Genomic DNA, 26471 nt, shown 5'->3' with positions numbered 1-26471 from the left:
ATGCTGGGCGATAACACTGACAACACAATTCACAACGGTTCAGGCAATACTCAGGCACGCGATATCCACGGTATCTCGCCCGAACAGTTTGAGCGGCAGTTGAACAAGTCGCTTGTGGATTTGCGCGCGGATCTAGAGGCGAAACACGCCGAAACCCGCAGGGCGGATGCAGCTGAGTTGAAGATGCGGCAAATGGAGATTTCTGATCTTCAGCGTCAGATCGGCGACTATGAAGCCCGCGTTGCCAACCCGGAAGCCGCCTATAAAGAGCATATCGCCCGGATTGCCGAGCTGGAACAGTTGCTCAGGGATGCAACGGTTGAGATTGGTGAAAACCGGATCAAGGATGCACAGGCAGCGCTGGAGCAGGGTGATTTTTCCAAGGCCGATGAGATTTTCGCTGAGGTTGAGGAGTTTGAAACGCAGGCTGTCAAACGTGCCTCAAAAGCTAGCTTTGGCCGCGGCCTGATCGCCGAGGAACAAGTGCGCTGGCAGGATGCCGCCGAACATTACAGTCGCGCCGCGCGGTTGGATCCGAGTTATGAGACACTGATCAAAGCGGGCCACTTTTTGGGGCGCTCCGGGCTGTATGCCGAGGCTATCCGTATTGAGGAACAATTGCTGCAAGTCGCCATGAAAGAATTCGGCGATGAGCATAAAAATACGGCGATTGCTCTTAACAATCTTGCAGCGAATTATAAAGAGACCGAGCGGTACGGCGAGGCCGAACCGCTGTACCGCAAGGCGTTGGAGATTGACCGCAAGGTGCTGGGCACGGATCATCCCGACTATGCCATCCGCCTGAACAACCTCGCCGCACTGCTAGAGGCAACGGGGCGCTACGGTGAGGCTGAACCGCTGTACCTCGAGGCGTTGGAGGTTGACCGCAAGGTGCTGGGCATCGAGCATCCTGATTATGCCATCCACCTGAGTAATTTTGCAGGCTTGCTGGTAAGGACGGGGCGGCCTGAAGACGCTGAACCGATGTACCGTAAGGCTCTTTTGGTTTTTGAAACAGCCTTGGGTATGGAGCATCCTCATACGGTGCAATCCCGAGGTCTTCTTGAGGGTTTCCTTACCGACCACCCCAACTAGCCATCTTGCAATCTCCCCATCCTCCGGTGCAGGGTGCGGCGAAAATGATGAGCTTGGAAAGGGCGCGACAATGATCCCGGTATTAGGATTTGCACAGGCCAATGTGGCGGTTCTGGGGTTGGGGCGCTCTGGCCTTGCGACGGCGCGCGCTTTGCGCGCGGGTGAGGCCACTGCGGTCTGTTGGGACGACAACCCGGCGGCGCGGGCGGTGGCTGAGGCGGAGGGCTTTACCTGCCGGGATCTGCACAAGCAGGGGGCGTTCGATGGCATTGCCTCGCTGATCGTCTCACCCGGAATTGCGCATCTGTACCCCTCGCCGAACCCGGTGGTGCGCGCCGCGCTGGAGGCAGGGGTGCCGGTGGACAATGACATCGGGCTGTTCTTTCGCTCCATCGCGACGCCCGAGTGGGACAATTTCGAGCGCCTTCCTCGGGTGGTGGCGGTGACCGGATCGAACGGTAAATCCACCACCGTGGCGCTGTTGCACCATATCCTGAGCGAGGCTGGCAAGGGGGTGCAGATGGCCGGTAATATTGGCCGCGGCGTGCTGGATATTGACCCACCGCAGGATGGCGATGTGGTGGTGCTGGAGCTGAGCTCGTACCAGACCGAACTGGCGCGCTCCTTAACGCCGGATGTGGCGATTTTCACCAACCTCAGCCCCGATCATCTGGATCGCCACGGCGGGCTGGGGGGGTATTTTGCCGCCAAACGACGGCTGTTTTCTGAGGGCGGCCCGGATCGCGCCATCATTGGTGTGGACGAGGACGAGGGCCTGTTTCTGGCCGGGCAGATGTCCATGGGGCAGGTGGATGACCGGGTGATCCGGGTGTCGTCGGGGCGCAAACTGGGCGGTGCCGGCTGGAATGTCTTTGCCCGCAAGGGGTTCCTGTCGGAATACCGCAAGGGCCGTCAGGCGGGATCGATTGATCTGCGCGCCATGACGGGGTTGCCGGGGGCGCATAACCACCAGAACGCCTGCGCCGCCTATGCGGCGGCCCGCACTCTGGGGTTGGCGCCCCGGATGATCGAGGGCGCTTTGGAGACTTATCCCGGCCTGCCGCATCGCAGCCAGACCATCGCGGATGAGGGCGGCGTGCGCTATGTCAATGACAGCAAGGCCACCAATGTGGACAGCGCGGCCAAGGCGCTGAGTGCCTTCAAAAAGGTCCGCTGGATCTGTGGTGGCTTGGAAAAGGACGGCGGATTGGCAGCGTTGAGTGGGAATACAGGATCGGTGCAAAAGGCCTATGTGATTGGTCGTGAGGCGGCGAAGTTTGCCTTGCAGCTGGATGTCGAGACCGAGGTTTGCAGCTCGATGGCGGTTGCGGTGGAGCGGGCGATGGCGGATGCGCAAGAGGGTGAGACCGTGCTGCTGGCCCCCGCCGCCGCGAGCTTTGATCAATACGACAATTTTGAACAACGCGGCGATGATTTCATTGCCGAGGTGACCGCGCGCCTAGTGTAGAGCCTGTATCGGGTCAAAAGGAAAAAGGGGCTCGGGCTCACCAAAGCAGATGCTGCCCCTGATCCACCCTCGCATGATCCCTTGCCTGCCAGAGCCCGCCGCCAGGCTCAAGCCAAATTGCCGCATCCCCGCGTTGCGGGGGCCCTCGGCGATTGGGCGTGATCCTGGCGTCTGTCCCCGGCCGTTGGGGTTCAGGCGAGGGCGGCTCCGAAGCAGATCAGCATGAGGTCTAGCGGCGGCTGGCGGCAATGGCGCTGCCGGCCGCATGGCCTGATGACCAGGCCCACTGGAAGTTGAAGCCGCCAAGCCAGCCGGTGACATCAATGCATTCGCCGATGGCATAGAGGCCGGGGATGGATTTCGATTCCATGGTTTTTGACGACAGTGCATTGGTATCAATGCCGCCCAGGGTGACCTCGGCGGTGCGGTAGCCCTCGGTGCCAGAGGGGGTGAGCTGCCAGTTCGACAGTTGCTGGCACAGGTCCTGCAGGGCGGTGTCGGACTGGTCGGCGAGGCGGCCCTTGAGGCGCAGCTCAGCCGAGAGGAAATCCGCCAGCCTAGATGGCAGCAGCCGCGACAGCTCGGTTGTCAGGTCGCGGCGGCCTTCGGCCTGGCGCTGCTCACGCAGCAAATCATACAGCGGCAGTTCGGGGATCAGATTGACCATGATCGGCTCGCCGTCGCGCCAGTAGGAGGACAGCTGCAGCACCGAGGGGCCGGAGAGGCCGCGATGGGTGAACAGCAGAGCCTCGTCAAACGATGTGCGGGTATTGGACAGGCGGGCGGGCAGGGCGATACCGGCCAGCGGCTTGAAACGGTCTTCGGAAAAGGTGAAGGGCACCAGCCCGGGGCGGGTCTCGGTCAGGGGCAGGTCGAACTGGCGGGCGATGTCGTAAGCAAGGCCGGTGGCGCCCATCTTGGGGATGGATTTGCCACCGGTGGCCAGCACCAGATTGTGGCAGGTCACGGTTTGGGCTTTGCCATCTCGCGACACGGTGACCGAAAACCCCTGTTCGATCCGGGTGACCGAGGTGATCGAGGTTTCCAGCCACAGCTCGGCTCCTGCGCGCTGCAATTCCCCGACCAGCATGGCGACCACCTGTTTGGCCGATCCATCGCAGAACAATTGTCCCAGTGTTTTCTCGTGCCAGGCGATACCGTGTTGATCCATCAGCGCGATGAAATCCCACTGGGTATAGCGCGCCAGCGCTGATTTGCAGAAATGCGAATTGGCGGAGAGGAAGTTCTTGGCCTCGGCATACATATTGGTGAAGTTGCAGCGGCCGCCGCCCGAGATGCGGATCTTTTCGCCGGGGGCGCGGGCGTGGTCGATCACCAGTGTGCCGGGACCTGCGAAACGTGCGCACATCATGCCGGCCGCGCCGGCGCCAAGGATGAGGGTTTGATACAACATTGCCAGCCCATGGCGCGGATTCCTGCCAAAGGCAAGTGGAAGAGGCTGGCTTGAATCGGGGTTTCAGGCTATGGGGAAGCTATAGATCCCGAAAACGGGGCGATAATGAGGCAGAGATTGGCGGTATTCCCATGACTGAAATGGTCTATGGCGCGGTTCCCATGCAGGTTGGCGAACCAATCCTCCCGAAGTGGTGGCGGACAGTGGATAGGTGGACTCTGTCCTGTATCCTGGGCTTGTTCATCGTCGGGCTGTTGCTGGGCCTTGCGGCCTCGGTGCCGCTGGCGGCGCGCAATGGGTTCGACAATTTCCACTATGTGCAACGACAGGCGGTGTTTGGCTGCACCGCGCTGGTGGCAATGGTGATGACATCGATGATGACGCCGATACTGGTGCGCCGACTGGCAGTGATCGGTTTTGCCTGTGCCTTTGTGGCACTGGCGATGCTGCCGGTGTTTGGCACCGATTTTGGCAAAGGCGCTGTGCGCTGGTACAGCCTTGGCTTTGCCTCGCTGCAGCCTTCCGAATTTCTGAAGCCCGGTTTTGTGGTCGTGGCGGCCTGGATGATTGCGGCCAGCCAGCATATCAACGGCCCTCCGGGCAAGCTGTGGTCCTTTGGCCTCTGCGTGACCGTGGTGTTGATGCTGGCGCTGCAGCCGGACTTTGGTCAGGCCTGTCTGGTGCTGTTTGGCTGGGGAGTGATGTATTTTGTGGCGGGCGCGCCGATGCTGCTGCTGGTGGCAATGGCGGCAGTGGTGGTGCTGGGCGGCATGTTCGCCTATTCCAACTCCGAGCATTTTGCCCGCCGTATTGATGGCTTTCTCAACCCTGATGTCGATCCGACGACGCAGTTGGGCTATGCGGCGGATGCGATCCGTGAGGGCGGCTTGTTTGGTGTCGGGGTCGGCGAAGGTCAGGTGAAATGGTCGCTGCCGGATGCCCATACCGATTTCATCATCGCGGTTGCCGCCGAGGAATACGGGCTGGTGCTGGTGCTGATCCTGATCAGCCTCTACGCCACGATTGTGGTGCGCTCGCTGTTCAGGCTGATGCGCGAGCGTGATACCTTTACACGATTGGCCGGCACCGGACTGGTTTGTATGTTTGGTGTTCAGGCGATGATCAACATGGGGGTGGCGGTGCGGCTGCTGCCGGCCAAAGGCATGACGCTGCCCTTTGTCAGCTATGGCGGCTCATCGCTGATCGCCGGTGGCATTGCGGTTGGCATGTTGCTGGCCTTTACCCGCTCGCGGCCCCAAGGGGGCATTGCAGACCTGCTGCGCGGACATGAGCGCGGCTGACAGTAAGGAATACAGGGGCAGATGGCTCAGAAACTGTTATTGATGGCGGCTGGCGGTACCGGAGGGCATATGTTCCCGGCACAGGCGCTGGCTGAGGCGATGCTGAAGCGCGGTTGGCGGGTGAAGCTGTCGACGGATGCACGGGGTGCGCGTTATACTGGCGGCTTTCCACATACCACCGAAATAACCGAGGTCTCCTCGGCCACTTTTGCGCGTGGCGGGTTGTTGGCCAAGGCTTTGGTCGGCCCCAAGATTGCCAGCGGCGTGCTGAGCATGGCGTTGCAGATGCGGCGCCAGCGGCCCGATGCTGTGGTGGGATTTGGCGGCTATCCGTCAATCCCGGCGCTGGGGGCGGCGTGGCTCCTGGGTTTGCCGCGGATCATCCATGAACAAAACGGCGTGCTGGGCCGGGTGAACCAGCTGTTTGCCAAACGGGTGGCCGGTGTTGCCTGTGGTGTCTGGCCGACAGATCTGCCCGATGGCGTGCTGTCCGAGCACGTAGGCAACCCGGTGCGCAGCGCCGTGCTGGATCGGGCCGGGGCGTCTTATATCCCGCCCGGAGATTACCCGATGTCGATCCTGGTGATGGGTGGCAGCCAGGGCGCCCGTATCCTCAGCGATGTGGTGCCGGGCGCCATTGCCGCCTTGCCCCAACAGATCCGCCAGCACCTGCGGGTGTCACATCAGGCGCGGGCCGAAGACGGCGAACGGGTGACGGCGTTTTATGCCGCGCATGGCATCAATGCCGATGTGCAGCCATTTTTCCATGATGTGCCAGCCCTGATGAGCGAAGCTCAGCTGGTGATTTCCCGCTCGGGCGCCTCCTCGGTTGCCGATATCTCGGTGATTGGCCGGCCCTCGATCCTGATCCCATTTGCCGCTGCCGCAGGCGATCACCAAAGCGCCAATGCGCGCGGGCTGGTCGGGGCAGGCGGCGCCATCCTGATCCCGGAGCGCGCATTGGATGTGGCGTCGCTGTCGGCGCAAATCACCACCATTTTAACCAACCCCGCTGCGGCCCAGAAAATGTCAGCCGCAGCCTTAAGCGCCGGCGTTCCCGATGCCACCGATCGTTTGGTGGCTTTGGTCGAGCAACTGGCCCAGAAGGATAGATCATGACCCCTACAACCAAGCTGCCCGGTGATGTTGGCCCGATCCATTTTGTCGGCATCGGCGGCATTGGCATGTCAGGCATCGCCGAAGTATTGCTGAATCAGGGCTATGTGGTGCAGGGATCGGACCTGAAGGCGTCCAAGCTGACTGATCGTCTGGCCAGGTTGGGCGCGCGGGTCTTTGTCGGGCAGCGGGCAGAAAACCTAACGGATGCCGCGGTGGTGGTGATCTCCTCGGCGATCAAGCCGGGCAACCCGGAACTGGACGAGGCCCGCCGCAGTGGCCTGCCGGTGGTGCGCCGTGCTGAAATGCTGGCCGAACTGATGCGGTTGAAATCCAACATCGCCATTGGTGGCACCCACGGCAAGACCACAACAACAACGATGATGGCCGAGCTGATGGTGGCCGGTAAATTTGACCCCACCGTGGTCAACGGTGGTATCATCCACGCCTATGGCAGCAACGCGCGCGTTGGTGGTGGTGAATGGATGGTGGTCGAAGCGGATGAGAGCGACGGCACCTTTAACCGTTTGCCCGCGACCATTGCGGTGGTGACCAATATCGACCCCGAGCATATGGAGCACTGGGGCGATTTCGACACCCTGCGCGACGGGTTCTATGAATTTGTCAGCAATATCCCGTTCTATGGCGTTGCCGTCTGCAACACCGACCACGCGGAGGTGCAGGCGCTGGTGGGCCGCATCACCGACCGCCGGGTGGTCACCTATGGCTTTAACGCCCAGGCTGATGTGCGGGCCAGCATTCCGACCTACAAGGCAGGCGTGGCGCATTTCGACATCCACTTGCAGGCCGAGGATCTGGTGATTGAGGGCTGCTCACTGCCGATGCCCGGCGACCACAATGTCTCAAACGCGCTGGCGGCGGTTGCAGTGGCGCGGCATCTGGGCATGGACAGAGATGACATCCGCGATGCGCTGGCCAATTTTGGCGGCGTCAACCGGCGCTTTACCAAGGTCGGCGAGGTCAATGGCGTCACTATCATTGATGATTACGGCCATCACCCGGTGGAAATTGCTGCGGTGCTGAAAGCCGCCCGTCAGGCCTGCGAGGGCCGGGTGATCGCGGTGCATCAGCCGCATCGCTATTCACGTTTGGCCAGCCTGTTCGAGGATTTCTGCGGCTGTTTCAACGAGGCCGACGTGGTGGCTATCTCAGATGTCTTTGCGGCCGGCGAAGAGCCGATCGAAGGGGCCGGGCGCGACGATCTGGTTGCCGGGCTGATCCGCCACGGCCACCGCCACGCGCGGGTGCTGATCGACGAGGATGATCTGGAACGGCTGGTGCGCGAGCAGGCCCAACCGGGCGATATGGTGGTCTGTCTGGGCGCCGGTACCATCAGCGCCTGGGCCAACGGTCTGCCTGACCGGCTGGGATCTTAAGGAATGAGGCTGGCAGCCCGATCCAGAGCGCGGTCATGAATAGTGTTGTGCTGGCGGCGGTCTGGGCTTTGGCGGCCACCACGGTGGCTTTCTTGCCGATGCGGTGGCAGTTTGTACCGGGTGTTTTATTGCTGGCCGCCGCTCCGGTGATCATTGCGGTGCTGGGGGTGCAGCACGGAGGGATCCCGGCCCTGATCGGGGTGGCGGCTGTGGTCTCTATGTTTCGCAGGCCGCTGTTGCACTACTGGCGCAAGTGGAGAGGTGTAGAGCTATGACACTGTCGTTGACTTTGACCGCGCTGTGGGCGCTGGCTGCCAATGTTCTGGCAATTATCCCCAGTCGCGACAATCATTGGCGGCGTGCCTATATCCTGATCTGCCTGGGGATTCCCCTGCTGGGCTATGTCACCTACGAGAACGGGCCCTGGTGGGGGCTGGCGGTGCTGCTGGCGGGAATGTCGGTGCTGCGCTGGCCGGTGATCTATCTGAGCCGCTGGCTGCGCGGTCTTTTGCGTAAAGGGTAAAACGGTTCACATGGAAGCAACGATTTTAATATTGGTCGGGCTTAGTTCGGGTGTCTTTGCGCATCAGTTGGCGCTGCGGCGCAGGTTCTTGGTGATCCTGATTTTTCTGGCAATTGTCGGCGGGCTCTACGCCGTTATCCGCTGGTATGTTGGTATTGCCGAAGGCTTGGATAGTTTGGTGCTGGCGATATTTGCAGGGATTGCGGTCGTGCCTTTTGCGGCGGGGCTGGTTCTGGGGGCGATAACAGGCTACCTGCACCTGCGATGGAGAACCGCGCGCAGATCGACGTGACCTATTCATAGGCCTGCAGTCAGATCCGAACGTTGTTTCCGCACTGCATTTCGGGCAAAAAGCACAGAGATTCGCGGCAAGGGGCAGGCATTATGAACATGGACGGTATCCGAGGCCGATTGACCGCCAACCGGCACCTGTCAGAGCTGACCTGGCTTCGCGTGGGTGGTCCGGCGGACTATCTGTTCCAACCTGCAGATATCGATGATCTGGCGCTGTTTCTGTCTCAGCTGGACCCGGATGTGGCAGTGTTTCCCATCGGCGTCGGCTCTAACCTGATCGTGCGCGATGGCGGGTTGCGGGCGGTGGTGATCCGTCTGGGGCGCGGCTTCAATGCAATCGAGGTCGACGGTGACTGTATCGTCGCAGGGGCTGCGGCCTTGGATGCCCATGTGGCCCGCAAGGCGGCGGACGGTGGCCTGGACCTGACCTTTCTGCGCACCATTCCCGGCACCATCGGCGGTGCGGTTCGGATGAACGCAGGCTGTTACGGCAGCTATGTGGCGGATGTCTTTGTCTCGGCCCTGATCGTGACCCGCGCCGGTGAGATCCGTGAGATAACAGCCGAGGATCTGGCATTCCAATATCGTCAGAGCGCGCTGCCTGAGGGGGCGGTTCTGGTTTCGGCCAGGCTGCGGGCCGGGGCAGGGGAGCCGACTGACCTGCATGCCCGGATGGCAGCGCAGCTGCAGACCCGCGACAACACACAACCCACCAAGGATCGCAGCGCCGGATCGACGTTTCGCAATCCGGCAGGATTCTCCTCCACCGGCAAGGCGGACGATGTTCATGACCTGAAGGCCTGGAAGGTGATTGATGATGCCGGGTTGCGCGGTGCCATGCGGGGGGCGGCCCAGATGAGCGAGAAACATTCCAACTTTTTGATCAACAGGGGTGGCGCAACTGCCGCAGATCTTGAAGGTTTGGGCGAAGAGGTGCGAAAAAAGGTTTACGCCTCAAGCGGGATAACGCTAGAGTGGGAAATTATGCGGATCGGAGAGCCGCAGTCAGACTAACCTTAAATTACAAGTTCTTTCAATCACTTAGGTGTTTTGGAGCCTATTTGCATCCAGCTGGCTTGACCAGAATATTGCGGATGAAAGTAAACATGGTAAACCGGATGTTAATATGTCGGTAAGACTTGTGTTGGTAAGGTGGCGCAGGGACTGGCTGGTTCCTTTGATCCTCTGGCGGCAACGCCGAACATACCAAAAGGCGAAAAATCGTCTGACTATAAAATGGGCCGTCAAGGGTCCGAATAACCAAAGGGGCGCAAAGCCCTGTGTATATTGAGGCAATTGTTGTGGGTAAGTCGAGCAGGACTCTCCCGAAGGTAGCGGTATTGATGGGTGGACCCTCGGCTGAGCGCGAGGTTTCCCTGTCCAGCGGGCGCGAATGCGTCACCGCACTACGGGGCGAAGGATTTGAGGTGATAGAGGTGGACGCGGGTCCAGACCTTGTCACCCGTTTGCAGGACATCAAGCCAGATGTCGTGTTCAACGCGCTGCATGGCCGTTGGGGCGAAGACGGCTGTGTGCAGGGGCTGCTGGAGTGGCTGGGCCTGCCGTATACTCATTCGGGGGTGCTCTCTTCGGCCTTGGCGATGGACAAGCAGCGCAGCAAGGATGTGTTCCGCGCCGCCGGGCTGCCGGTGGTCGACAGCGGGCTGTTCGACAAGGTCGCTGTGATGGCCGCGCATGTGATGCCGCCGCCCTATGTGGTCAAGCCCAACAACGAAGGCTCCAGCGTTGGGGTCTATCTGGTGAACGAGGCCGCCAACACCCCGCCACAACTGTCGGATGACATGCCAGAACAGGTGATGGTCGAGACATTCGCACCGGGCCGCGAGCTGACCACGACAGTGGTGGGTGACGGCGAGACGGATCCGGGCGCCCTGACGGTGACGGATATTCTGACCGACGGCTGGTACGACTATGACGCCAAGTATCAGCCCGGCGGCTCCACCCATGTGGTGCCTGCGGATCTGCCGCAGGAGATTTTCGATCTCTGTCTGGACTATGCCCGGCGCGCCCATCAGGCACTGGGCTGTCGCGGTGTCAGCCGCACGGATTTCCGCTGGGACGAAAGCCGGGGGGCCGCAGGCCTGATCCTGCTGGAAACCAACACCCAGCCCGGCATGACGCCAACCTCGCTGACGCCAGAGCAGGCGGCGCATTGCGGAACGACTTTTGGTCAGCTCTGTGCCTGGATGGTCGAGGATGCTTCATGCGATCGTTGATCCCCTGGCGCCGCAAAAAATCTGTGTTTAAGCAGGATCCGGCACCGTCGCGGTTGAAGTACCGGATGCAGCGCTGGATGCTGACACCGGGCATTCGGCTGGGGCTGCGGATCGGCGTGCCTTTCTGTCTGATCTTCACCCTGGGCAGCGCCTATATGGCGAATGAGCAGCGCCGCGATGGCCTGAACATCTTTCTCTCCGATCTGCGCCAGTCGATCCGTGAGCGGCCAGAATTCCGGGTCAAGATGATCGCAATTGATGGGGCAGGCGCCGATCTGGCCGATGACATCCGCGAAGTCGCCGGGTTGCGGTTTCCGGTCAGCTCCTTTGATCTGAACGTGGACCTTATCCGGGAAGTGATCGAAATGCTGGCCCCGGTAAAGTCTGCCGCCGTTCGTATCCGCTCGGGCGGGGTGTTGCAGGTGGATGTGGTTGAGCGCGACCCGGTGTTGGTCTGGCGCAACCGCCAGGGGCTGGCGCTGCTGGACGAAACCGGTATTCATGTGGCCGAGCTGGGTCGCCGCTCACTGCATGCGGATTTGCCGCTAATCGCGGGTGACGGGGCTGACGCCCATGTCGCCGAGGCGCTGCGGATCTTTGCCACCGCCAGACCACTGGGGGCGCGGTTGCGGGGCCTGGTGCGCATCGGCGAGAGGCGCTGGGATGTGGTGCTGGATCGCGGTCAGCGGATTATGCTGCCGGCCGAAGATCCGGTCCCTGCCTTGCGGCGGGTGATCGCGGTGAGCGAGGTGCGGGACCTTCTGGAGCGCGATATTGCATCAGTCGACATGCGATTGTCAGCCCGTGCCACGGTCCGGATGAACAAGACTGCGGTGCAGGAATGGTGGCGGATCAGACAGATGAACGGAGGCGGATAGCAGCATGACAGATCTCTATCAATCCCAGCGAGCCATGCGGCAAATGCGCCATCAGGCCATGCAGCGTGGGGTGGTTGCCATCCTGGATGTGGGCAGTTCCAAGATTGCCTGCCTGGTGCTGCGCTTTGACGGCAGCAGCCGGTTGAGCGAGGATAATTCCATTGGCTCGCTGGCCGGCCAATCCGGGTTTCGGGTGATTGGCGCTGCCACCACGCGGTCGCGGGGGGTGCAGTTTGGCGAGATCACCGCCATGCAGGAAACCGAACGCGCCATTCGCACCGCGGTGCAGGCGGCGCAGAAAATGGCCGAGGTCCGGGTGGATCACGTGATGGCCTGTTTTTCGGGCGCCAACCCACGGTCCTATGGTCTGAACGCCCAGGTGGAGCTGCAGGGGCAGGTGGTCACCGAAGACGAAGTCGCCCGCGTGCTGGCAGCCTGCGAGGTGCCGGAATATGGCCACGGTCGCGAAGTTCTGCATGCGCAGCCAGTGAATTTTGCGCTTGATAACCGCTCGGGGTTGAACGACCCGCGCGGCCAATTGGGCCAGTCTCTGGCGGTTGATATGCATATGCTGACGGTTGACGCCGCCTCGGTGCAGAATCTGGTGCGTTGCATCAAACGCTGTGATCTGGAGCTCGCCGGAATTGCCAGTTCGGCCTATGCCTCGGGAATTTCAGCGCTGGTCGAAGACGAACAGGAACTGGGCGCGGCCTGTGTCGATATGGGCGGTGGCTCGACCTCGGTGTCGGTCTTCATGAAGAAACACATGATTTATTCCGATGCCGTGCGCATGGGCGGGGATCATGTCACCAGTGATATTTCACTGGGTCTAGGGGTTCCGACCTCCAGTGCCGAACGCATTAAGACCTTTTGCGGTGGCGTCCATGCCACCGGCGCGGATGACCGCGATATGATCGACATTGGCGGCGACACGGGCGATTGGGAACATGACCGTCGCACGGTGTCGCGGGCAGAGCTGATCGGCATCATGCGGCCCCGCGTCGAGGAAATCCTGGAAGAGGTGCGGGCGCGGCTGGATGCGGCCGGCTTTGACCAGCTTCCCAGTCAGCAGATTGTTTTGACCGGCGGCTCCAGCCAGATCATGGGACTGGACGGATTGGCCAGCCGTATTCTGGGGCAGCAGGTTCGGTTGGGCCGCCCACTCCGGGTGCATGGGCTGCCGCAATCGGCCACCGGGCCGGGATTTTCCAGCGCCGTAGGCCTGAGCTTGTTTGCGGCCAATCCGCAGGATGAATGGTGGGATTTTGATGTGCCAAGCGACCGTCAGTCGGGCGGCTCAATCCGTCGCGCGGTGCGCTGGTTCCGCGACAACTGGTAGCGGGCAGGCGGTGGGAATAATCCGCACTCGGTGCAGGATTGTCGGGTGACAATTGGCGCGACTTGCATTATGAAACCGTTAACCAGCCGCAGAAAGCGGCGGAGCACGCAGGCCGAGCAGTGGTTTGCACATAATGTCGTGACGATCTCACCCATGTGGAAGCATGGGGGCTTTTGCTATGCTTGTGTGTGCTTTTTCGAATACCCCAAGATATACCCCGATCGGCGAAATAACGCAGATAGTTGTCCCAATTTTGCCATATTTTGTAGGGAACCGCGCTTTTATTGGTGACGGGTCTGCCCTCACTTGGTACTGTCAAGATGGACAGGAATAATAATGCCTCGGAATGAGGCACAAAAAAACAGGCGGACTGAGCATGACATTGAACCTATCGATGCCCGGACAGGAAGAGCTGAAGCCACGCATCACTGTTTTTGGCGTTGGTGGAGCTGGCGGAAACGCGGTCAACAACATGATCGAAAAAGAGCTGGATGGCGTCGATTTTGTTGTCGCCAATACCGATGCTCAGGCGCTGCAGCAAAGCAACGCCCAGAGCCGGGTGCAGCTGGGCGTGAAGGTCACCGAAGGTCTGGGCGCCGGCGCCCGCCCCTCGGTTGGCATGGCCGCCGCCGAAGAGAGCATTGAGCAGATCGTTGATCACCTGGCGGGGGCGCATATGTGCTTTATCACCGCCGGTATGGGCGGTGGCACCGGCACAGGTGCCGCCCCGATCATCGCCGCGGCCGCCCGCGAGCTGGGCGTTCTGACCGTTGGTGTTGTCACCAAGCCGTTCCAGTTTGAAGGCGCCAAGCGGATGCGCCAGGCGGAAGAGGGCGTCGATGCGCTGCAAAAGGTCGTTGATACGCTGATCATCATTCCCAACCAGAACCTGTTCCGGTTGGCCAATGAGAAAACCACCTTCACCGAGGCCTTCTCGATGGCGGATGACGTGTTGTACCAAGGCGTCAAAGGCGTGACCGACCTGATGGTCCGCCCCGGCCTGATCAACCTCGACTTTGCTGATGTTCGCGCTGTGATGGACGAAATGGGCAAGGCGATGATGGGCACCGGCGAGGCCGAGGGCGAAACCCGTGCCGTCGAAGCTGCTGAAAAGGCCATTGCCAACCCGCTGCTGGACGAAATCAGCCTGCGCGGTGCCAAGGGCGTGTTGATCAATATCACCGGGGCCCATGACCTGACCCTGTTTGAACTGGACGAAGCCGCCAACCGCATTCGCGAAGAGGTGGACCCAGAGGCCAATATCATCGTCGGTTCCACATTGGATACTGAAATGGAAGGCAAAATTCGGGTCTCTGTTGTGGCGACTGGCATCGACGCGGTTGAGGTGCGTCTCGATTCACCGGTTCCGCGCCGCCCGATGTCTGCCCCGCTGAAGCAAACCGTATCCGCCGAAAACCGGCGCCCTGCGCCGCTGGAACTGGGCGCTGCAATCGAGGCGCCTGCGGCTGCCGAAGTTGCCGCTCAGGAGCCATCGTTGTTTGAGGGCATGGGGGTTGAGCAGATTGCCGCTCAGGACCAGGCCGAGGATATTTTTGAGGAGCCAGAGCTGGTTGCTGACGATGGTCTGCCGATGCCCGCCTATCAGCCAACAGTGGCCGAGTTCCAGCCGCAGGCTGATATCGCCGAGACACCTCAGCAGAGCTTTGTTGCGCCTAAGGCTCCGGCGCTTGGCACTCCGTCGCCAGAGGCCATTGTACGGCTGCAGGCTGCGGCGGCCCAGCGGGTGTCTCCGGGTGCAGCCCAGGAGGCTGAGCGGCATGACACCAAACAGCGGTCCGGCTTTGGCTTGAATTCGCTGATCCACCGGATGACCGGACAGGCCGGCGATACACCTGCCGGGGCTCAGCGTCAGCAACCCATCGTGCAGCCACATGCTGCTGCCCCCGTGCAAGAGGTCAATCCTGAGCAGGATCGCATCGAGATTCCTGCGTTCCTGCGCCGTCAGGCCAATTAAAACAGTCACATATCTGTTTGAGAGGGTCGCCATTGGCGGCCCTTTTATCGTTTTATGGCAGACCGTTAAAAAGTATTAAGCGGCGTTTTGCCGATTTGTAACAGTGATGTTTCAATCGGTTACAAAGATTGTGTTGTGCCTTTATATTCAACCACCTAACTCTGCTCCAACACAGCTCATGAGGCTGGAAACGGTGCGACGAGGCTAAGAGTGCAAAATACGCTCAAGACATCAGTGACAATTGAAGGCGTCGGCCTGCATTCGGGGCATCCCGTCAAAATGGTGCTGAAACCGGCCCCTGCAGGGCACGGCATCAGCTTCAAGCGTACTGACATTGCTTTGGGCAACACCGTGATCCCGGCCCGTTGGGATATGGTCGAGCGGACAGCTCTGTGCACCCGTCTGGTCAATGCAGCAGGGGTCTCGGTTTCCACCGTCGAACACATCATGGCGGCTTTGGCTGGCTGCGGCGTGCACAATGCGCTGGTGGAGCTGGACGGCCCGGAAGTGCCCATTGTCGATGGCTCGTCGGCGCCATTTGTACGGGCCATCATGACCCAGGGGCTGCGGCGCCTGGACCGCGCCGTGGTGGCCTATGAAGTGTTGAAACCAGTCACGGTGGAGCACAATGGCGCTAGGGCGACCCTGCTTCCATCGGATCGCACGCGGATTGAGTTTCATATTGATTTCACTGAGGAGGCCATCGGTCGCCAGAGCAAAACGCTGGATCTGCGCAACGGTGCCTTTGCCCGTGAGCTCTGCGACAGCCGCACCTTTTGCAGCCGGTCCGACGTTGAGGCAATGCAGGCCAATGGCCTGGCGCTGGGAGGGGTTCCCGGCGAAAATGCGGTGGTGTTTGACGGCGATTCTGTCGAAAGCGGCGCCGGGCTTCGCCACAATGACGAACCCGTTCGCCACAAGATGCTGGATGCTCTGGGGGATCTTGCGCTGATCGGTGGGCCGCTGATTGGTCACTATGTCGGGGAGCGTGCCGGTCACGCCCTGACCAATACCCTACTGCGCCAGCTGTTTGCCACCCCTGGCGCGGTGCGCGCGGTGACCTGTGATGCGGTGATGACCGCGCGGCTGCCCGGACAGGGTCTGATCTGGTCGGAAATTCCTTCGGAAATCGCCCGCGTCGCCTGAACAAAACCCACATGATCTGATGGTTTTCAATGGGCAGGCCGACGGGCACAGCCCGGTTTTTGGCCATTTTATCAGTGTCGTTTTGCATCCGGATCTCTGCCGGGCCTTGACCATCGGTGACTTTCTCTGCCAAGTGAATGCGAAATAGAATTAAAGGCGTTTTGCACGTTAGATGAATGTGCTAGACCCAGCATAACCGGGGTAAACACCCGCAAGTTAAGCAAGATAAGACGGTGAGGTTAGGCGATCATGATCGGCATCAGAGCAGGGGCCAGAACCTTTGGCGCAGTTCTTCTGCTGACCGCCTTGGTCAGCTGTAGTGGCAAAGGCCGCGAGGGCGACCGGACGACGGATCTCGCGGCTTTTACCCCCGAGCAGATTTTCCAGCGTGGCGAATTTGATCTGGCCCGGGATCGCACCGAAGACGCTGCCTATTATTTTTCTGAGATCGAACGGCTGTACCCCTATTCGTCATGGGCGCAGCAGGCGCTGATCATGCAGGCCTTCACCTATCATCAGGGCAAGGACTATGAGAGCAGCCGCGGTGCGGCGCAGCGGTTCATTGATTTCTATCCAACCGACGAAGACGCGGCTTATGCGCAGTATCTTCTGGCGCTCAGCTATTACGATCAGATCGACGAAGTGGGGCGCGATCAGGGCTTGACTTTCCAGGCGTTGCAAGCGCTGCGCACGGTCATTGAGGTCTACCCCGATAGTGAATATGCTAATTCGGCGATTCTCAAATTTGATCTGGCGTTCGACCACCTGGCGGCCAAGGAAATGGAAATTGGCCGTTATTATCTGCGGTTCGGACATTATTCATCGGCGATCAACCGGTTCCGGGTGGTGGTCGAGGATTTCCAAACCACCAGCAACACCCCCGAGGCGCTGCATCGACTGGTCGAGGCTTACCTGTCGCTGGGCCTGACTGCCGAGGCCCAAACGGCCGGTGCCATTCTGGGCCATAACTATCGCTCAACCGACTGGTATGAGGACAGCTATAAACTGCTGACTGCCAATGGGCTGAAGATGAAAGACCGGGGCAACAACTGGCTGAGCCAGATCTATCGCCAGTCGGTTAAAGGCCAATGGCTGTAGGGTCTTCTGCACAGGAGATAGGGCTCGGCGATGCTACGCACGCTTGATATCCGCGATCTGTTGATCATTGATCATCTTGAGCTGAACTTTCAAGCCGGGCTGAACGTGCTGACCGGCGAGACCGGGGCCGGCAAGTCCATTCTTCTTGATTCGCTTGGCTTTGTACTGGGCTGGCGCGGCCGCGCTGAATTGGTGCGCCGTGGCGCAGCGCAGGGCGAAGTTGTTGCGGAATTTGACCTTCCTGACGGCCATCCTGCTCATGCTGTGTTAAGCGAGGCCGGCTTGCCGCCGAGCGAAGATGGCGCGTTGATTCTGCGCCGGGTCAACACCGCCGAAGGGCGCAAGACGGCTTGGGTCAACGATCGGCGCTGCTCGGGCGAGGTGCTGCGGGCGCTGTCGGCGACATTGGTGGAACTGCATGGTCAACATGATGACCGCGGCTTGCTGAACCCACGCAGCCACCGGGCGATGTTGGATCAATACGCCAATCTTGGAGATCTTCTGGCGACGGTGCGGCAGACCTGGACCGGGTTGGCAGGCAGCCGCAAGGCAGTGAATGCCACACGGACAGCGCTGGATGCGGTTCGGGCCGAGGAAGAGTTTCTGCGCCACGCGGTGGCAGAGCTGGACCAGCTGAACCCGGCCCCCGGCGAGGATGCCGAACTTGATGTCCGGCGACGGATGATGCAGGGCGCCGAACGCATTCGCGGTGACGTGGAGCGGGCACAGCGGCTGCTGAATGATGGCGCCGAAGGCGCAATGATTGAGGCACAGCGCTGGCTTGAGGCGGCCGAGGGCAGTGACGCTGCCAGCCTGGACGCCCCGCTGGCAGCGCTGAGCCGCGCCATGCTGGAACTGGGCGAAGCGCAGGATGGCGTCGGTCGGGTGCTGGACCATCTGGAGTTTAACCCGTTCGACTTGGAACAATGTGAAGAGCGTTTGTTTGCCATCCGGGCTTTGGCCCGTAAACACGATGTGCTGGCCGATGACCTTGGCAGCTATGCCGAAACCCTGCGGGTTAAACTGGCGGCGCTGGATGCCGGTGACCGCCAGCTTGCGGAACAGGAAGCGGCGCTTGCCGCGGCACAAGCAGCCTATAATACCGCCGCCACCGCCCTGAGCGCCGGGCGCAGGCAGAAGGCCGCAGCCTTGGACCAGGCAGTGATGGCGGAACTGGCGCCGCTGAAAATGGAGCGGGCGGTGTTCGAGACGACTTTTGAGACGGCCGAGCCGGGCCCCGAGGGGCAGGATGCCGTGTCCTTTACCGTGGCCACCAACCCCGGGGCCCCTGCGGGCCCGTTGAACAAGATTGCCTCGGGCGGCGAGCTGAGCCGGTTTCTGCTGGCGCTCAAGGTCTGCCTGCACGGCGAAGATGGTGGCCAGACACTGATCTTTGACGAGATCGACCGCGGTGTCGGCGGTGCAACCGCAGATGCGGTGGGGCGTCGTCTGTCGGCTTTGGCCGAGGGCGGTCAGGTGCTGGTGGTGACACATTCACCGCAGGTTGCGGCGCTGGGGGCCTATCATTGGCGGGTGCAAAAACAGGTGGTGAATGAAGTCACCCTGTCCACTGTTGTGCCGCTAGACCGCGATGAGCGGATCACTGAAATTGCCCGGATGGTGTCCGGCGACACCATCACAGATGAGGCGCGGGCCGCGGCGCGATCGTTGCTGGTGGGGTAAACTGTACCGCAGATTCGGAAAATTCGAATTTTCCGGGTCAGTTTCTTTGAAGAAACTGAATAGTGCGGAGGGCTAGTGACAAAATTAACTGTCTTTTTCGTAGCATCCCCCTGTCCTAAACAGCTTGGGACCAGATCAGAGGCATATGATGGCTGACAGTACCCGTTCAGAATCGTTGACCCAGCGGGCACAGCTTCGGGCTGCGATGCGTGACGGCTGGAGGCTCATTCGCCAGCGCGGCCCCAGCCAGGTGCAGTTCTGGTTCATCGCCCTGCTCATCGGCATTGCCGCCGGATTTGCCGCACTGTTTTTTCGCATGGGCACCGCAGCGCTTCAGGCCTGGGTCTATGGGGCCGAAGATGTGCATTTTTTGCACAGTTTTGTGCAGAATCTTGATTGGTACTGGGTGCTGCTGATTCCTACGGTTGGCGGCCTTATCGTTGGCTTGATCCTGCACCATTTCACGCCGGACGGGCGGGTGCGCTCGGTGGCCGATGTGATCGAGGGGGCAGCGCTGGGGGATGGCCGGGTTGAGGTGCGGGCCGGGTTGGCCTCGGCGCTGGCTTCGTTCCTAACCCTGAGCACCGGCGGCTCCACTGGGCGTGAGGGGCCCGTGGTGCATCTGGCGGCGGTGATTTCGACCTGGGTCAGCACCCGGATCGGCGCCGATGGCCTGACCGGGCGGGATCTTTTGGGCTGTGCGGTGGCGGCGGCGGTCTCGGCCAGTTTCAATGCGCCCATCGCCGGCGCGCTGTTTGCCCTTGAGGTGGTGCTGCGCCATTTTGCGGTGCATGCTTTTGCGCCGATCGTGATTGCCTCGGTGGCCGGCACGGTGATCAACCGGATGGCCTATGGCGATGTGACCGAATTCGACCTGGTCACTCCCGGTGCGCTGCAGTTCTACGTCGAGCTGCCGGCATTTTTGCTGTTGGGAATGATCTGCGGTCTGGTGGCCGTGGTGCTGATGCGGTCGATATTCTGGGCCGACGCGGTTGGCAGCTATATGCAAGATCGGCTTGCCTTGCCGCGCTGGCTGCGGCCGATGGCGGCCGGTGTGCTGTTGGGGCTTATTGCAATCTGGTTTCCGCATGTCATCGGCGTTGGCTATGAGACCACGGTGCTGGCCCTGACCGGCAGTCTGGTTCTGGGGCAGGTGATCCTGTTTGCCATGGTCAAAACGGCCGCGGTAGCGATCACCATGGGTGGCCGCATGGGCGGCGGCGTGTTCTCGCCATCGCTGATGATCGGGGCGCTGACCGGGCTGGCCTTTGGGCTGATCGCCACCTCGATTCTCCCTGATGTCTCGGGCACCCACACGCTCTATGCCTTTGCGGGGATGGGCGCGGTGGCCGCCGCCGTGCTGGGCGCGCCGATTTCCACAACCCTGATTGTGTTTGAGCTGACCGGCGATTGGCAAATTGGCCTGGCTGTGATGGTGGCGGTCTCGATGTCGACCGCGCTGGCCTCGCGGCTGGTCAATCGTTCGTTTTTCCTGACCCAGCTGACCAAGCGAGGCATTCACTGCGCAGCTGGTCCGCAGGCCTATCTGCTGGCGACGATCCGGGTCGGCACGATGATGCGGCCACTGGCGGATCCACGCTGTGCAGCGGCCGAGGACTGTGCGGTGCTGGTCGACCGGGGGCTGGTACTGCCTGCCAGCGCCAGTCTCGATGCTGCGATGCCGATCTTTGATGGCGCTGATGTGGCCTATTTGCCGGTGATTTCACAAAATGGCGACAGCTCTGAAATCTTGGGGGCGCTGTATCATGTCGACGCGCTAAAGGCCTATAACCGGGCGCTGGCTGCCGCCGCTGCGGAAGAGCATCGCTGAGCTGAAGGTCTCAGGCACGGTCAGGCACGGTCAGGCGCTGCTGGGGAGCGGGTTTCTGCGGCCATGGATTTCTGGATCACGTCGCGCAGCCATTTCAGACGGGCGGAGTTATCGTAGCGGCGGTGCCAGACCAGATCAAAGTTCAGCTCGGATTGTACAAGAGGCAGGGCGCAGGATTGCAACCCGTAAAAGACCGTCGGTGCCAATTGTGACGGCAGTGTTGCGATTAGATCGGTCCCACGGATCATCTCGGCCAGCAACCAAACATTTGGCGCCATGCAGGATATCTTACGGCTCAGTCCCTGCTTTTCCAAGGTTTGCGCCAGTTCGCTATTTGCTCGGCCACCAAAATCCAATGTGGCGTGGCGGGCGCTGCTGAAATCTGAGACCGTCCGAATAGGTCCCAAAATCGAGGCATCATAATACACCACCATCCGGTCGGTGAATAACAGCTGATGTTTCAAGGCCTGTGGATAGGAGGAGGGACGCACCGTTATGGCGATGTTTGCACTGGCGTTGTCCAGAAGCATTTCGGCATTGGCGCGGGATCCCAACTCGCGAAAGATCACCGTCTTTCCAGGGACATGGCTCCAGATGCTGTCACGCAGCCGGGTGACACCGCAGGCCAGCGTGCTGCCGTTAGCTGCGATGGTAAACGGCTCATCGTCCTCTAACGGATCATAGTCGCCGAGATCGACCAGCGCCTCCATATCTGCTAGCAATTGACGGATCTTGGGAGCCATCATTTCGGCATGGGCGCTGGGGATAATGCCACGCCCGGCCTGAACAAACAGGCCATCGCCCAGAATGGAGCGGAGCTTTTCAATGCTGTGGCTGACCGTCGATTGGTTGATGTCCAACTGGTGCGCCGCTTTGCTTACCGATTGCAAGTCAAAGACTGCGAGAAATATGCGCAAAATGCGACCATTGACCTGTGATATATCTACATTGCGCATAGGTTAATTTTTTCTTTCGATTGATCTTGTCCATAGGTTTGCCACAGGATGCGATACGGCAGTAGCATTACTCACAGGCACGACGGAAGGAATACTATGTTCTTCTCGAAAGTTGGTCCGCAAGAGACTGATTTAAATAAAAAAATGAGCGAGCAAGAAAACGAACGAGTGGCAATGGAGGCTCTCATCGATTACGCGATCAGATGTGCAAACGAAACGCATTTTGTTGGATCGGGTGAAGCGATGGAAGCCGCACGGCGCCAACTAAGTAATTCTTTGTTTTACTGACAAAAACCTGACTGCGGAGCAGGTTGCAACGGCCTGGGCCGTGTTGAACCGCGCGCCCTGTTGCAGGTTGGGGGACTGATCGGTCCGCCGCTGGGCGGCCTTGATCTGACGGAACGCATTGCGGCAACGTCAGACCGTTTCTGTTTCCAGGCGGGCTGCAGGTCATATGAGACAGGTCTGTGGAGACCCTACAGCTGTTCAACCTTGACTGACTCGCCAATCACAAAGGCTAGGTGGTCCTTGATTTCTGCGACGGCCTCGATTGGATTCTCATAGCTCCAAACGGCATTCTCGGTCACCGAAGACTTGTTGACGATCGAGAAATAGCTGGCGTCACCCTTATGCGGGCAATGGGTGGTCTTGCTGCTTTGGTCGAGCAGAGCCATGGCAATATCGTCGCGCGGGAAGTATATCACCGGCGCCAGTTCGCCTTCGTTCAGCTCCAGCACATTATTGCTTTCTCCCAGAATGGCGCCGCCGGAGCGAATAACCCAGGTGCCGCTGACCTTGCGAATGCGAATCTCCGTCATGTGCTATTTCCTGTCATTTTTGTACTTTTGGGCTTTGAACAGCTGTCTAGCAGCCGGGTATCAAATTGCGGCCGTTGCATCCTCTAACCAGGCGCGCGCCTGCGCACTGACGAGGGGGCCGATTTTGGCAGCGACCTCTTGATGGTAGCTGTTCAGCCAGTGCCGTTCGTCGAAGCTCAGCATCTCAGCGACGATCAACCGCCGGTCAATTGGTACATAGGTCAAAGTCTGCCAGCTCAGCATCTGCCTCTCGGGGTCGGCGCTGGCCAATTCAGCAGCGGGCTGCACCACCAGCAGGTTCTCGATCCTGATGCCAAAGGCGCCCTCGCGGTAGTAGCCTGGTTCATTCGACAGGATCATACCGGTTTCCAGTGGAACATGACTGGCCCGGCTCAATCGCTGCGGCCCTTCGTGAACACTCAGAAACGCGCCGACACCATGGCCCAGCCCGTGATTGAAATCCTGCCCCGCCTGCCACAGCGGCACCCGGCCGACGGCCTCGATGTCCCGTCCCGCCAGCCCCTTGGGCCAGCGCAGTCGGGACATGGCAATCATGCCCTGCAGCACCCGGGTAAAGGCCGCCCGCTGGTCCTCGCCGGGCGCTCCAATAGGCAGGGTGCGGGTGATGTCGGTGGTGCCATCCAGATACTGACCGCCACTGTCCAGAACCAGAAGATCACCATCCTGCAACCAGCTGTTGCTGTCCTCGGTGACCCGGTAATGCATGACGGCACCATTTTCGCCGGTGCCGGCGATGGTCTCAAAGCTGATGTCGCGCAGCATCTGATCGCGGCGGCGCAGGTCTTCCAGTTTTACCACCACATCGATCTCGGTCAGGCTGCCTGGCGCATGCGCCTGCAGCCAGGCCAGCAGTTCAACAACCGCGCCGGCATCGCGCAGATGCGCCGCGGCACTGCCGGCGATCTCGGCGGTATTCTTGCGCGCCTTGGGTAGCGAGCAGGGGTCTCCGGCATTCAACAGACGGTCGCCCAGAACATCAGCCAGCGCCTGAGGGATCGTGGTCTCGTCCACTGCAACAGTGCCGGTCAGCGCCGCCACCGCAGTCTGGAAACCGGCTGGGGCCTGCTGCGTCACCGAGGATCCCAGATGATCGGCCAGACCAACCAGCTTTGCCTGATCCATAAACAGATCGACGCGCCCATCGTCATGCAAAATGGCGAACCCCTGTGCCACCGGGTTGCGCGGGATATCGGCACCGCGAATATTCAGCAGCCACATGATCGAGTCGGGCAGGGTGATCACCGCCGCCGCCTGACCGGCCTTGCGCAATGTCTTGGCAAGACGGGCACATTTGTCTGCCGCGCTTTCGCCGGCATGATCCAGCGCGTGGACGCTCACCCTTTGTAGGGGGGCATCAGGCTGATCCTGCCAGATCCGGTCCACCAGATTATCCACCTGCACCAGCTCAATGCCACTGCCCCAAAGGTCTTTTAGCAGCGTTTGCATTTGCCCCGCCGCGTGCAACCACGGGTCAAAGCCAAGGCGGCCGCCTTCGGGCATCTGCTCTTTCAGCCACTGCGCCAGCGAGACTTCAGGCCAGGGCACCGGTGTGAAGGCATCCGCCACCTGCCGTTTGACCTGAGTGCGATAGCGCCCGTCGATGAAGACCCCGGCCTTGTCTTGCAAAACCGCGCAGAAGCCGGCCGATCCGGTAAACCCGGTGAGCCAGCTCAGCCGTTCATCGCGAGGCGCCACATATTCCCCCTGATGCGCATCGGCGCGCGGCACCAGAAACCCATCCAGGTGTTGCGCTGTCATCTCAACCCGCAGAGCCTGCAGTCGCGGCGGTCCCTGTTCCGGGCGGGCGGTCACATCAAATGTCTGATACATGCAGGGTCCTCCAATACGGGCCTAAATAAAAAGGCGCGCCCAGCCGGTGACGCGCCCCATTTTCTTCTTGTTCCAAATACCTCCGCCGGAGGCAAGGGGCGGCGCTAGCCGGCCCTTTTGATCCCCATCACCCGGGCTCGCGCCCGCGGATCTGAATCAAACAGCGCTGCCAGCTGTTCGGTCATCGCGCCGGCCAGCTGTTCCACATCGGTGATGGTGACCGCGCGGTTGTAATAGCGGGTCACGTCGTGACCGATGCCAATCGCCAGCAGCTCGACAATCTTTCTCTTCTCTACCATGGCAATCACATCGCGCAGGTGTTTTTCCAGATAATTGGCGGGGTTCACCGACAGAGTGCTGTCATCCACTGGCGCGCCATCGGAAATCACCATCAGGATTTTGCGCGATTCCTGTCGCGCCGCCATCCGCCGATGTGCCCATTCCAGCGCCTCGCCGTCGATGTTTTCCTTCAGCAGGCCTTCTTTCATCATCAGCCCCAGATTGGGCCGGGTGCGGCGCATGGGGGCGTCGGCACTTTTGTAGATGATGTGGCGCAGATCGTTCAATCGGCCCGGCATCTGCGGGCGACCATCGTTCAGCCAGACTTCGCGTGCCTGGCCGCCTTTCCAGGCCCTGGTGGTAAAGCCGAGGATCTCGACCTTGACGTTGCAGCGCTCCAGCGTGCGGGCCAACACGTCGGCACAGATTGCGGCGATGGAAATCGGCCGTCCCCGCATCGAGCCGGAATTGTCGATCAGCAGCGTCACCACGGTATCGCGGAACTCGGTGTCTTTTTCAATCTTGAACGACAGCGGCGTGGTGGGGCTGACCACCACCCGTGCCAGACGGCCGGCATCCAGAATGCCTTCCTCCAGATCAAATTCCCATGAGCGGTTCTGCTGCGCCTGCAGGCGGCGCTGCAGCTTGTTGGCCAACCGGTTGACTGCACCCTTCAGCGGTTCCAGCTGCTGGTCCAGATAGGCCCGCAGCCGTTCCAGCTCGGCCGGCTCAGCCAGATCTTCGGCGCGAATTTCCTCGTCGTGGTCGCCCATATAGACCCGGTAGTCGGGGTCGGCATCCGAGGGCGGCATCGGGGTCGGTGGCTCCAGTGGTGCCTCACCATCCGGCATCTCAGTTTCTTCGCCGGTTTCCTCGTCGGCCATATCATCGGCCGAGACCTGGGCCTGCTGTTCGTCCTGCTGCTGCTCCTGGCTTTGCTCGGGCTCGGCGTCAGCCTCATCGTCCGAGGCATCGTCCTGACCGGAGCTATCCGGGTCGTTCTGCTCATCGCCGTCGTCTTCGGCCTGATCGTCCTGATCATCATCCTGTTGGTCCGGGTCGTCGCCCAGCTGATCGCCATAGCCAAGATCCGAGATCACTTGCCGTGCAAACCTGGCAAACTCGGCCTGATTGTCGATTGTCTGGTCCAGGTTCTCCAGGGTGTCGCCGGCCTGACCTTCGATAAAGCCGCGCCACAGTTCCATCACATTGGCAGCGCCCGCGGGCAATGGGCGACCAGTGGCCAGATGGCGGATCAGATAGCCGGCCGAGACCGCCAGCGGCGCCTCGGATGCGGTCTTGCACTGGTCATAGCCCTTGCGCAGCGCCTCGTTCTGGATTTTGACGTCGATATTGCTGGCAGTGCCCGGCATATGCCGCGCCCCCATCGCCTCGCAGCGGGCGGTTTCCATCGCCTCGTAGAGATCCCGCGCCATGTCACCCGGAGGGGCGTATTTGGTGTGGACGCCATCGTCGTGGTACCGGTGCCGCAGGGCCAGCGCATCGGCGGTGCCACGCGCCAGCAGCACCTCTTGCCGGGTCATCCGGCGCGACACCTGCGGCAGCCGCATGGCGTCACCAGACAAGCCCGAGGGGTCAACTGTATAGCTGACGCTCAGCTCGGCATCATTGGCCATCACCTTGGTGGCCTCGGCGAGGGCCTTTTTGAACGGATCAGCTGGATTGTCGTTTGGTTTTTTCATGGTCACGCAGTGTCCTTGGTCCAAGCATTCCGTCTTGCGCAGCCAATGTCCAGTCTCCTCTCATCTTAG

At 60.8% G+C, this 26471-nt stretch carries 23 protein-coding genes; 18 read left to right on the top strand and 5 right to left on the bottom strand.

Annotated elements, in window-relative coordinates; translation table 11 throughout:
* Together QPJ95_RS00770 and murD are read left to right on the top strand one after the other, a co-directional pair.
* Entirely contained in the window at positions 1-1095 is a 1095-nt protein-coding gene (locus tag QPJ95_RS00770) for a tetratricopeptide repeat protein (protein WP_270918706.1), read from the top strand.
* Between the two features lie 70 nt (positions 1096-1165).
* Positions 1166-2563 (top strand): UDP-N-acetylmuramoyl-L-alanine--D-glutamate ligase, encoded by a 1398-nt coding sequence (murD, locus tag QPJ95_RS00765; protein WP_270918705.1) that lies wholly within the window; start codon positions 1166-1168, stop codon positions 2561-2563.
* A 229-nt stretch (positions 2564-2792) separates the two neighbouring features.
* Here murD and QPJ95_RS00760 read toward each other — a convergent pair whose 3' ends face one another.
* Positions 2793-3977: a BaiN/RdsA family NAD(P)/FAD-dependent oxidoreductase gene (locus QPJ95_RS00760; RefSeq protein ID WP_270918704.1), complete on the bottom strand. Its 1185-nt coding sequence runs from the start codon at positions 3975-3977 to the stop codon at positions 2793-2795.
* 131 nt (positions 3978-4108) lie between these two features.
* Between QPJ95_RS00760 and ftsW the strand changes: the two genes are divergently transcribed.
* The 15 genes from ftsW to QPJ95_RS00685 all read left to right on the top strand — a co-directional run bounded on the left by ftsW (position 4109) and on the right by QPJ95_RS00685 (position 20795).
* Complete coding sequence (ftsW, locus tag QPJ95_RS00755) at positions 4109-5278, top strand: putative lipid II flippase FtsW (protein ID WP_270918703.1); 1170 nt, start codon at positions 4109-4111, stop codon at positions 5276-5278.
* Between the two features lie 21 nt (positions 5279-5299).
* A complete protein-coding gene (locus QPJ95_RS00750) occupies positions 5300-6397 on the top strand; it encodes a UDP-N-acetylglucosamine--N-acetylmuramyl-(pentapeptide) pyrophosphoryl-undecaprenol N-acetylglucosamine transferase (RefSeq protein ID WP_270918702.1) in 1098 nt (365 codons plus the stop codon).
* Positions 6394-7791, top strand: coding sequence for a UDP-N-acetylmuramate--L-alanine ligase (murC, locus tag QPJ95_RS00745; RefSeq protein WP_270918701.1), 1398 nt, complete (start codon positions 6394-6396; stop codon positions 7789-7791). The genes QPJ95_RS00750 and murC overlap by 4 nt, the downstream gene beginning before the upstream one ends.
* 35 nt (positions 7792-7826) lie before the next feature.
* The gene (locus QPJ95_RS00740; RefSeq protein ID WP_270918700.1) at positions 7827-8066 is read left to right on the top strand and encodes a DUF2484 family protein; all 240 of its coding nucleotides are present in this window, start codon (positions 7827-7829) and stop codon (positions 8064-8066) included.
* Positions 8063-8314, top strand: a complete 252-nt coding sequence (locus QPJ95_RS00735; protein ID WP_270918699.1) for a DUF2484 family protein — start codon at positions 8063-8065, stop codon at positions 8312-8314. The genes QPJ95_RS00740 and QPJ95_RS00735 overlap by 4 nt, the downstream gene beginning before the upstream one ends.
* Positions 8315-8324: 10 nt before the next feature.
* The gene (locus tag QPJ95_RS00730; protein ID WP_270918698.1) at positions 8325-8606 is read left to right on the top strand and encodes a hypothetical protein; all 282 of its coding nucleotides are present in this window, start codon (positions 8325-8327) and stop codon (positions 8604-8606) included.
* 92 nt (positions 8607-8698) lie between these two features.
* Positions 8699-9622: a UDP-N-acetylmuramate dehydrogenase gene (murB, locus tag QPJ95_RS00725; protein WP_270918697.1), complete on the top strand. Its 924-nt coding sequence runs from the start codon at positions 8699-8701 to the stop codon at positions 9620-9622.
* A gap of 329 nt (positions 9623-9951) precedes the next feature.
* On the top strand, positions 9952-10845 hold the full coding sequence (locus tag QPJ95_RS00720; RefSeq protein WP_286018226.1) for a D-alanine--D-alanine ligase: 894 nt from the start codon (positions 9952-9954) through the stop codon (positions 10843-10845).
* Positions 10833-11723, top strand: a complete 891-nt coding sequence (locus QPJ95_RS00715) for a cell division protein FtsQ/DivIB (RefSeq protein ID WP_270918695.1) — start codon at positions 10833-10835, stop codon at positions 11721-11723. Before QPJ95_RS00720 ends, QPJ95_RS00715 begins: the two co-directional genes overlap by 13 nt.
* A gap of 4 nt (positions 11724-11727) precedes the next feature.
* Complete coding sequence (gene ftsA, locus QPJ95_RS00710; RefSeq protein ID WP_270918694.1) at positions 11728-13062, top strand: cell division protein FtsA; 1335 nt, start codon at positions 11728-11730, stop codon at positions 13060-13062.
* Positions 13063-13438: 376 nt separating this feature from the next.
* Positions 13439-15037 (top strand): cell division protein FtsZ, encoded by a 1599-nt coding sequence (gene ftsZ / locus QPJ95_RS00705; RefSeq protein ID WP_270918693.1) that lies wholly within the window; start codon positions 13439-13441, stop codon positions 15035-15037.
* 210 nt (positions 15038-15247) lie between these two features.
* On the top strand, positions 15248-16183 hold the full coding sequence (gene lpxC / locus QPJ95_RS00700) for a UDP-3-O-acyl-N-acetylglucosamine deacetylase (protein WP_270918692.1): 936 nt from the start codon (positions 15248-15250) through the stop codon (positions 16181-16183).
* 249 nt (positions 16184-16432) lie between these two features.
* The gene (locus QPJ95_RS00695; protein WP_270918691.1) at positions 16433-17281 is read left to right on the top strand and encodes an outer membrane protein assembly factor BamD; all 849 of its coding nucleotides are present in this window, start codon (positions 16433-16435) and stop codon (positions 17279-17281) included.
* Between the two features lie 30 nt (positions 17282-17311).
* Positions 17312-18964 (top strand): DNA repair protein RecN, encoded by a 1653-nt coding sequence (gene recN, locus QPJ95_RS00690; protein ID WP_270918690.1) that lies wholly within the window; start codon positions 17312-17314, stop codon positions 18962-18964.
* A gap of 148 nt (positions 18965-19112) precedes the next feature.
* Positions 19113-20795: a chloride channel protein gene (locus QPJ95_RS00685; protein WP_270918689.1), complete on the top strand. Its 1683-nt coding sequence runs from the start codon at positions 19113-19115 to the stop codon at positions 20793-20795.
* A gap of 20 nt (positions 20796-20815) precedes the next feature.
* Here the strand turns inward: QPJ95_RS00685 and QPJ95_RS00680 are convergent, their stop codons facing one another.
* Positions 20816-21751, bottom strand: a complete 936-nt coding sequence (locus QPJ95_RS00680) for a LysR family transcriptional regulator (protein ID WP_270918688.1) — start codon at positions 21749-21751, stop codon at positions 20816-20818.
* A 96-nt stretch (positions 21752-21847) separates the two neighbouring features.
* On the opposite strand from QPJ95_RS00680, the gene QPJ95_RS00675 reads away from it, so the two are divergent.
* Positions 21848-22039: a hypothetical protein gene (locus QPJ95_RS00675; RefSeq protein ID WP_270918687.1), complete on the top strand. Its 192-nt coding sequence runs from the start codon at positions 21848-21850 to the stop codon at positions 22037-22039.
* A 188-nt stretch (positions 22040-22227) separates the two neighbouring features.
* Here QPJ95_RS00675 and QPJ95_RS00670 read toward each other — a convergent pair whose 3' ends face one another.
* The 3 genes from QPJ95_RS00670 to cobT all read right to left on the bottom strand — a co-directional run bounded on the left by QPJ95_RS00670 (position 22228) and on the right by cobT (position 26402).
* Positions 22228-22569, bottom strand: coding sequence for a DUF427 domain-containing protein (locus QPJ95_RS00670; protein WP_270918686.1), 342 nt, complete (start codon positions 22567-22569; stop codon positions 22228-22230).
* A 60-nt stretch (positions 22570-22629) separates the two neighbouring features.
* A complete protein-coding gene (locus QPJ95_RS00665; protein WP_270918685.1) occupies positions 22630-24420 on the bottom strand; it encodes an aminopeptidase P family protein in 1791 nt (596 codons plus the stop codon).
* Positions 24421-24524: 104 nt separating this feature from the next.
* The gene (cobT, locus tag QPJ95_RS00660; RefSeq protein WP_270918684.1) at positions 24525-26402 is read right to left on the bottom strand and encodes a cobaltochelatase subunit CobT; all 1878 of its coding nucleotides are present in this window, start codon (positions 26400-26402) and stop codon (positions 24525-24527) included.
* Positions 26403-26471: the final 69 nt, after the last annotated feature.

Source organism: Parasedimentitalea psychrophila (genome assembly GCF_030285785.1).
Lineage (GTDB): Bacteria > Pseudomonadota > Alphaproteobacteria > Rhodobacterales > Rhodobacteraceae > Parasedimentitalea > Parasedimentitalea psychrophila.
This window is presented reverse-complemented; position numbering and strand designations above follow the sequence as displayed.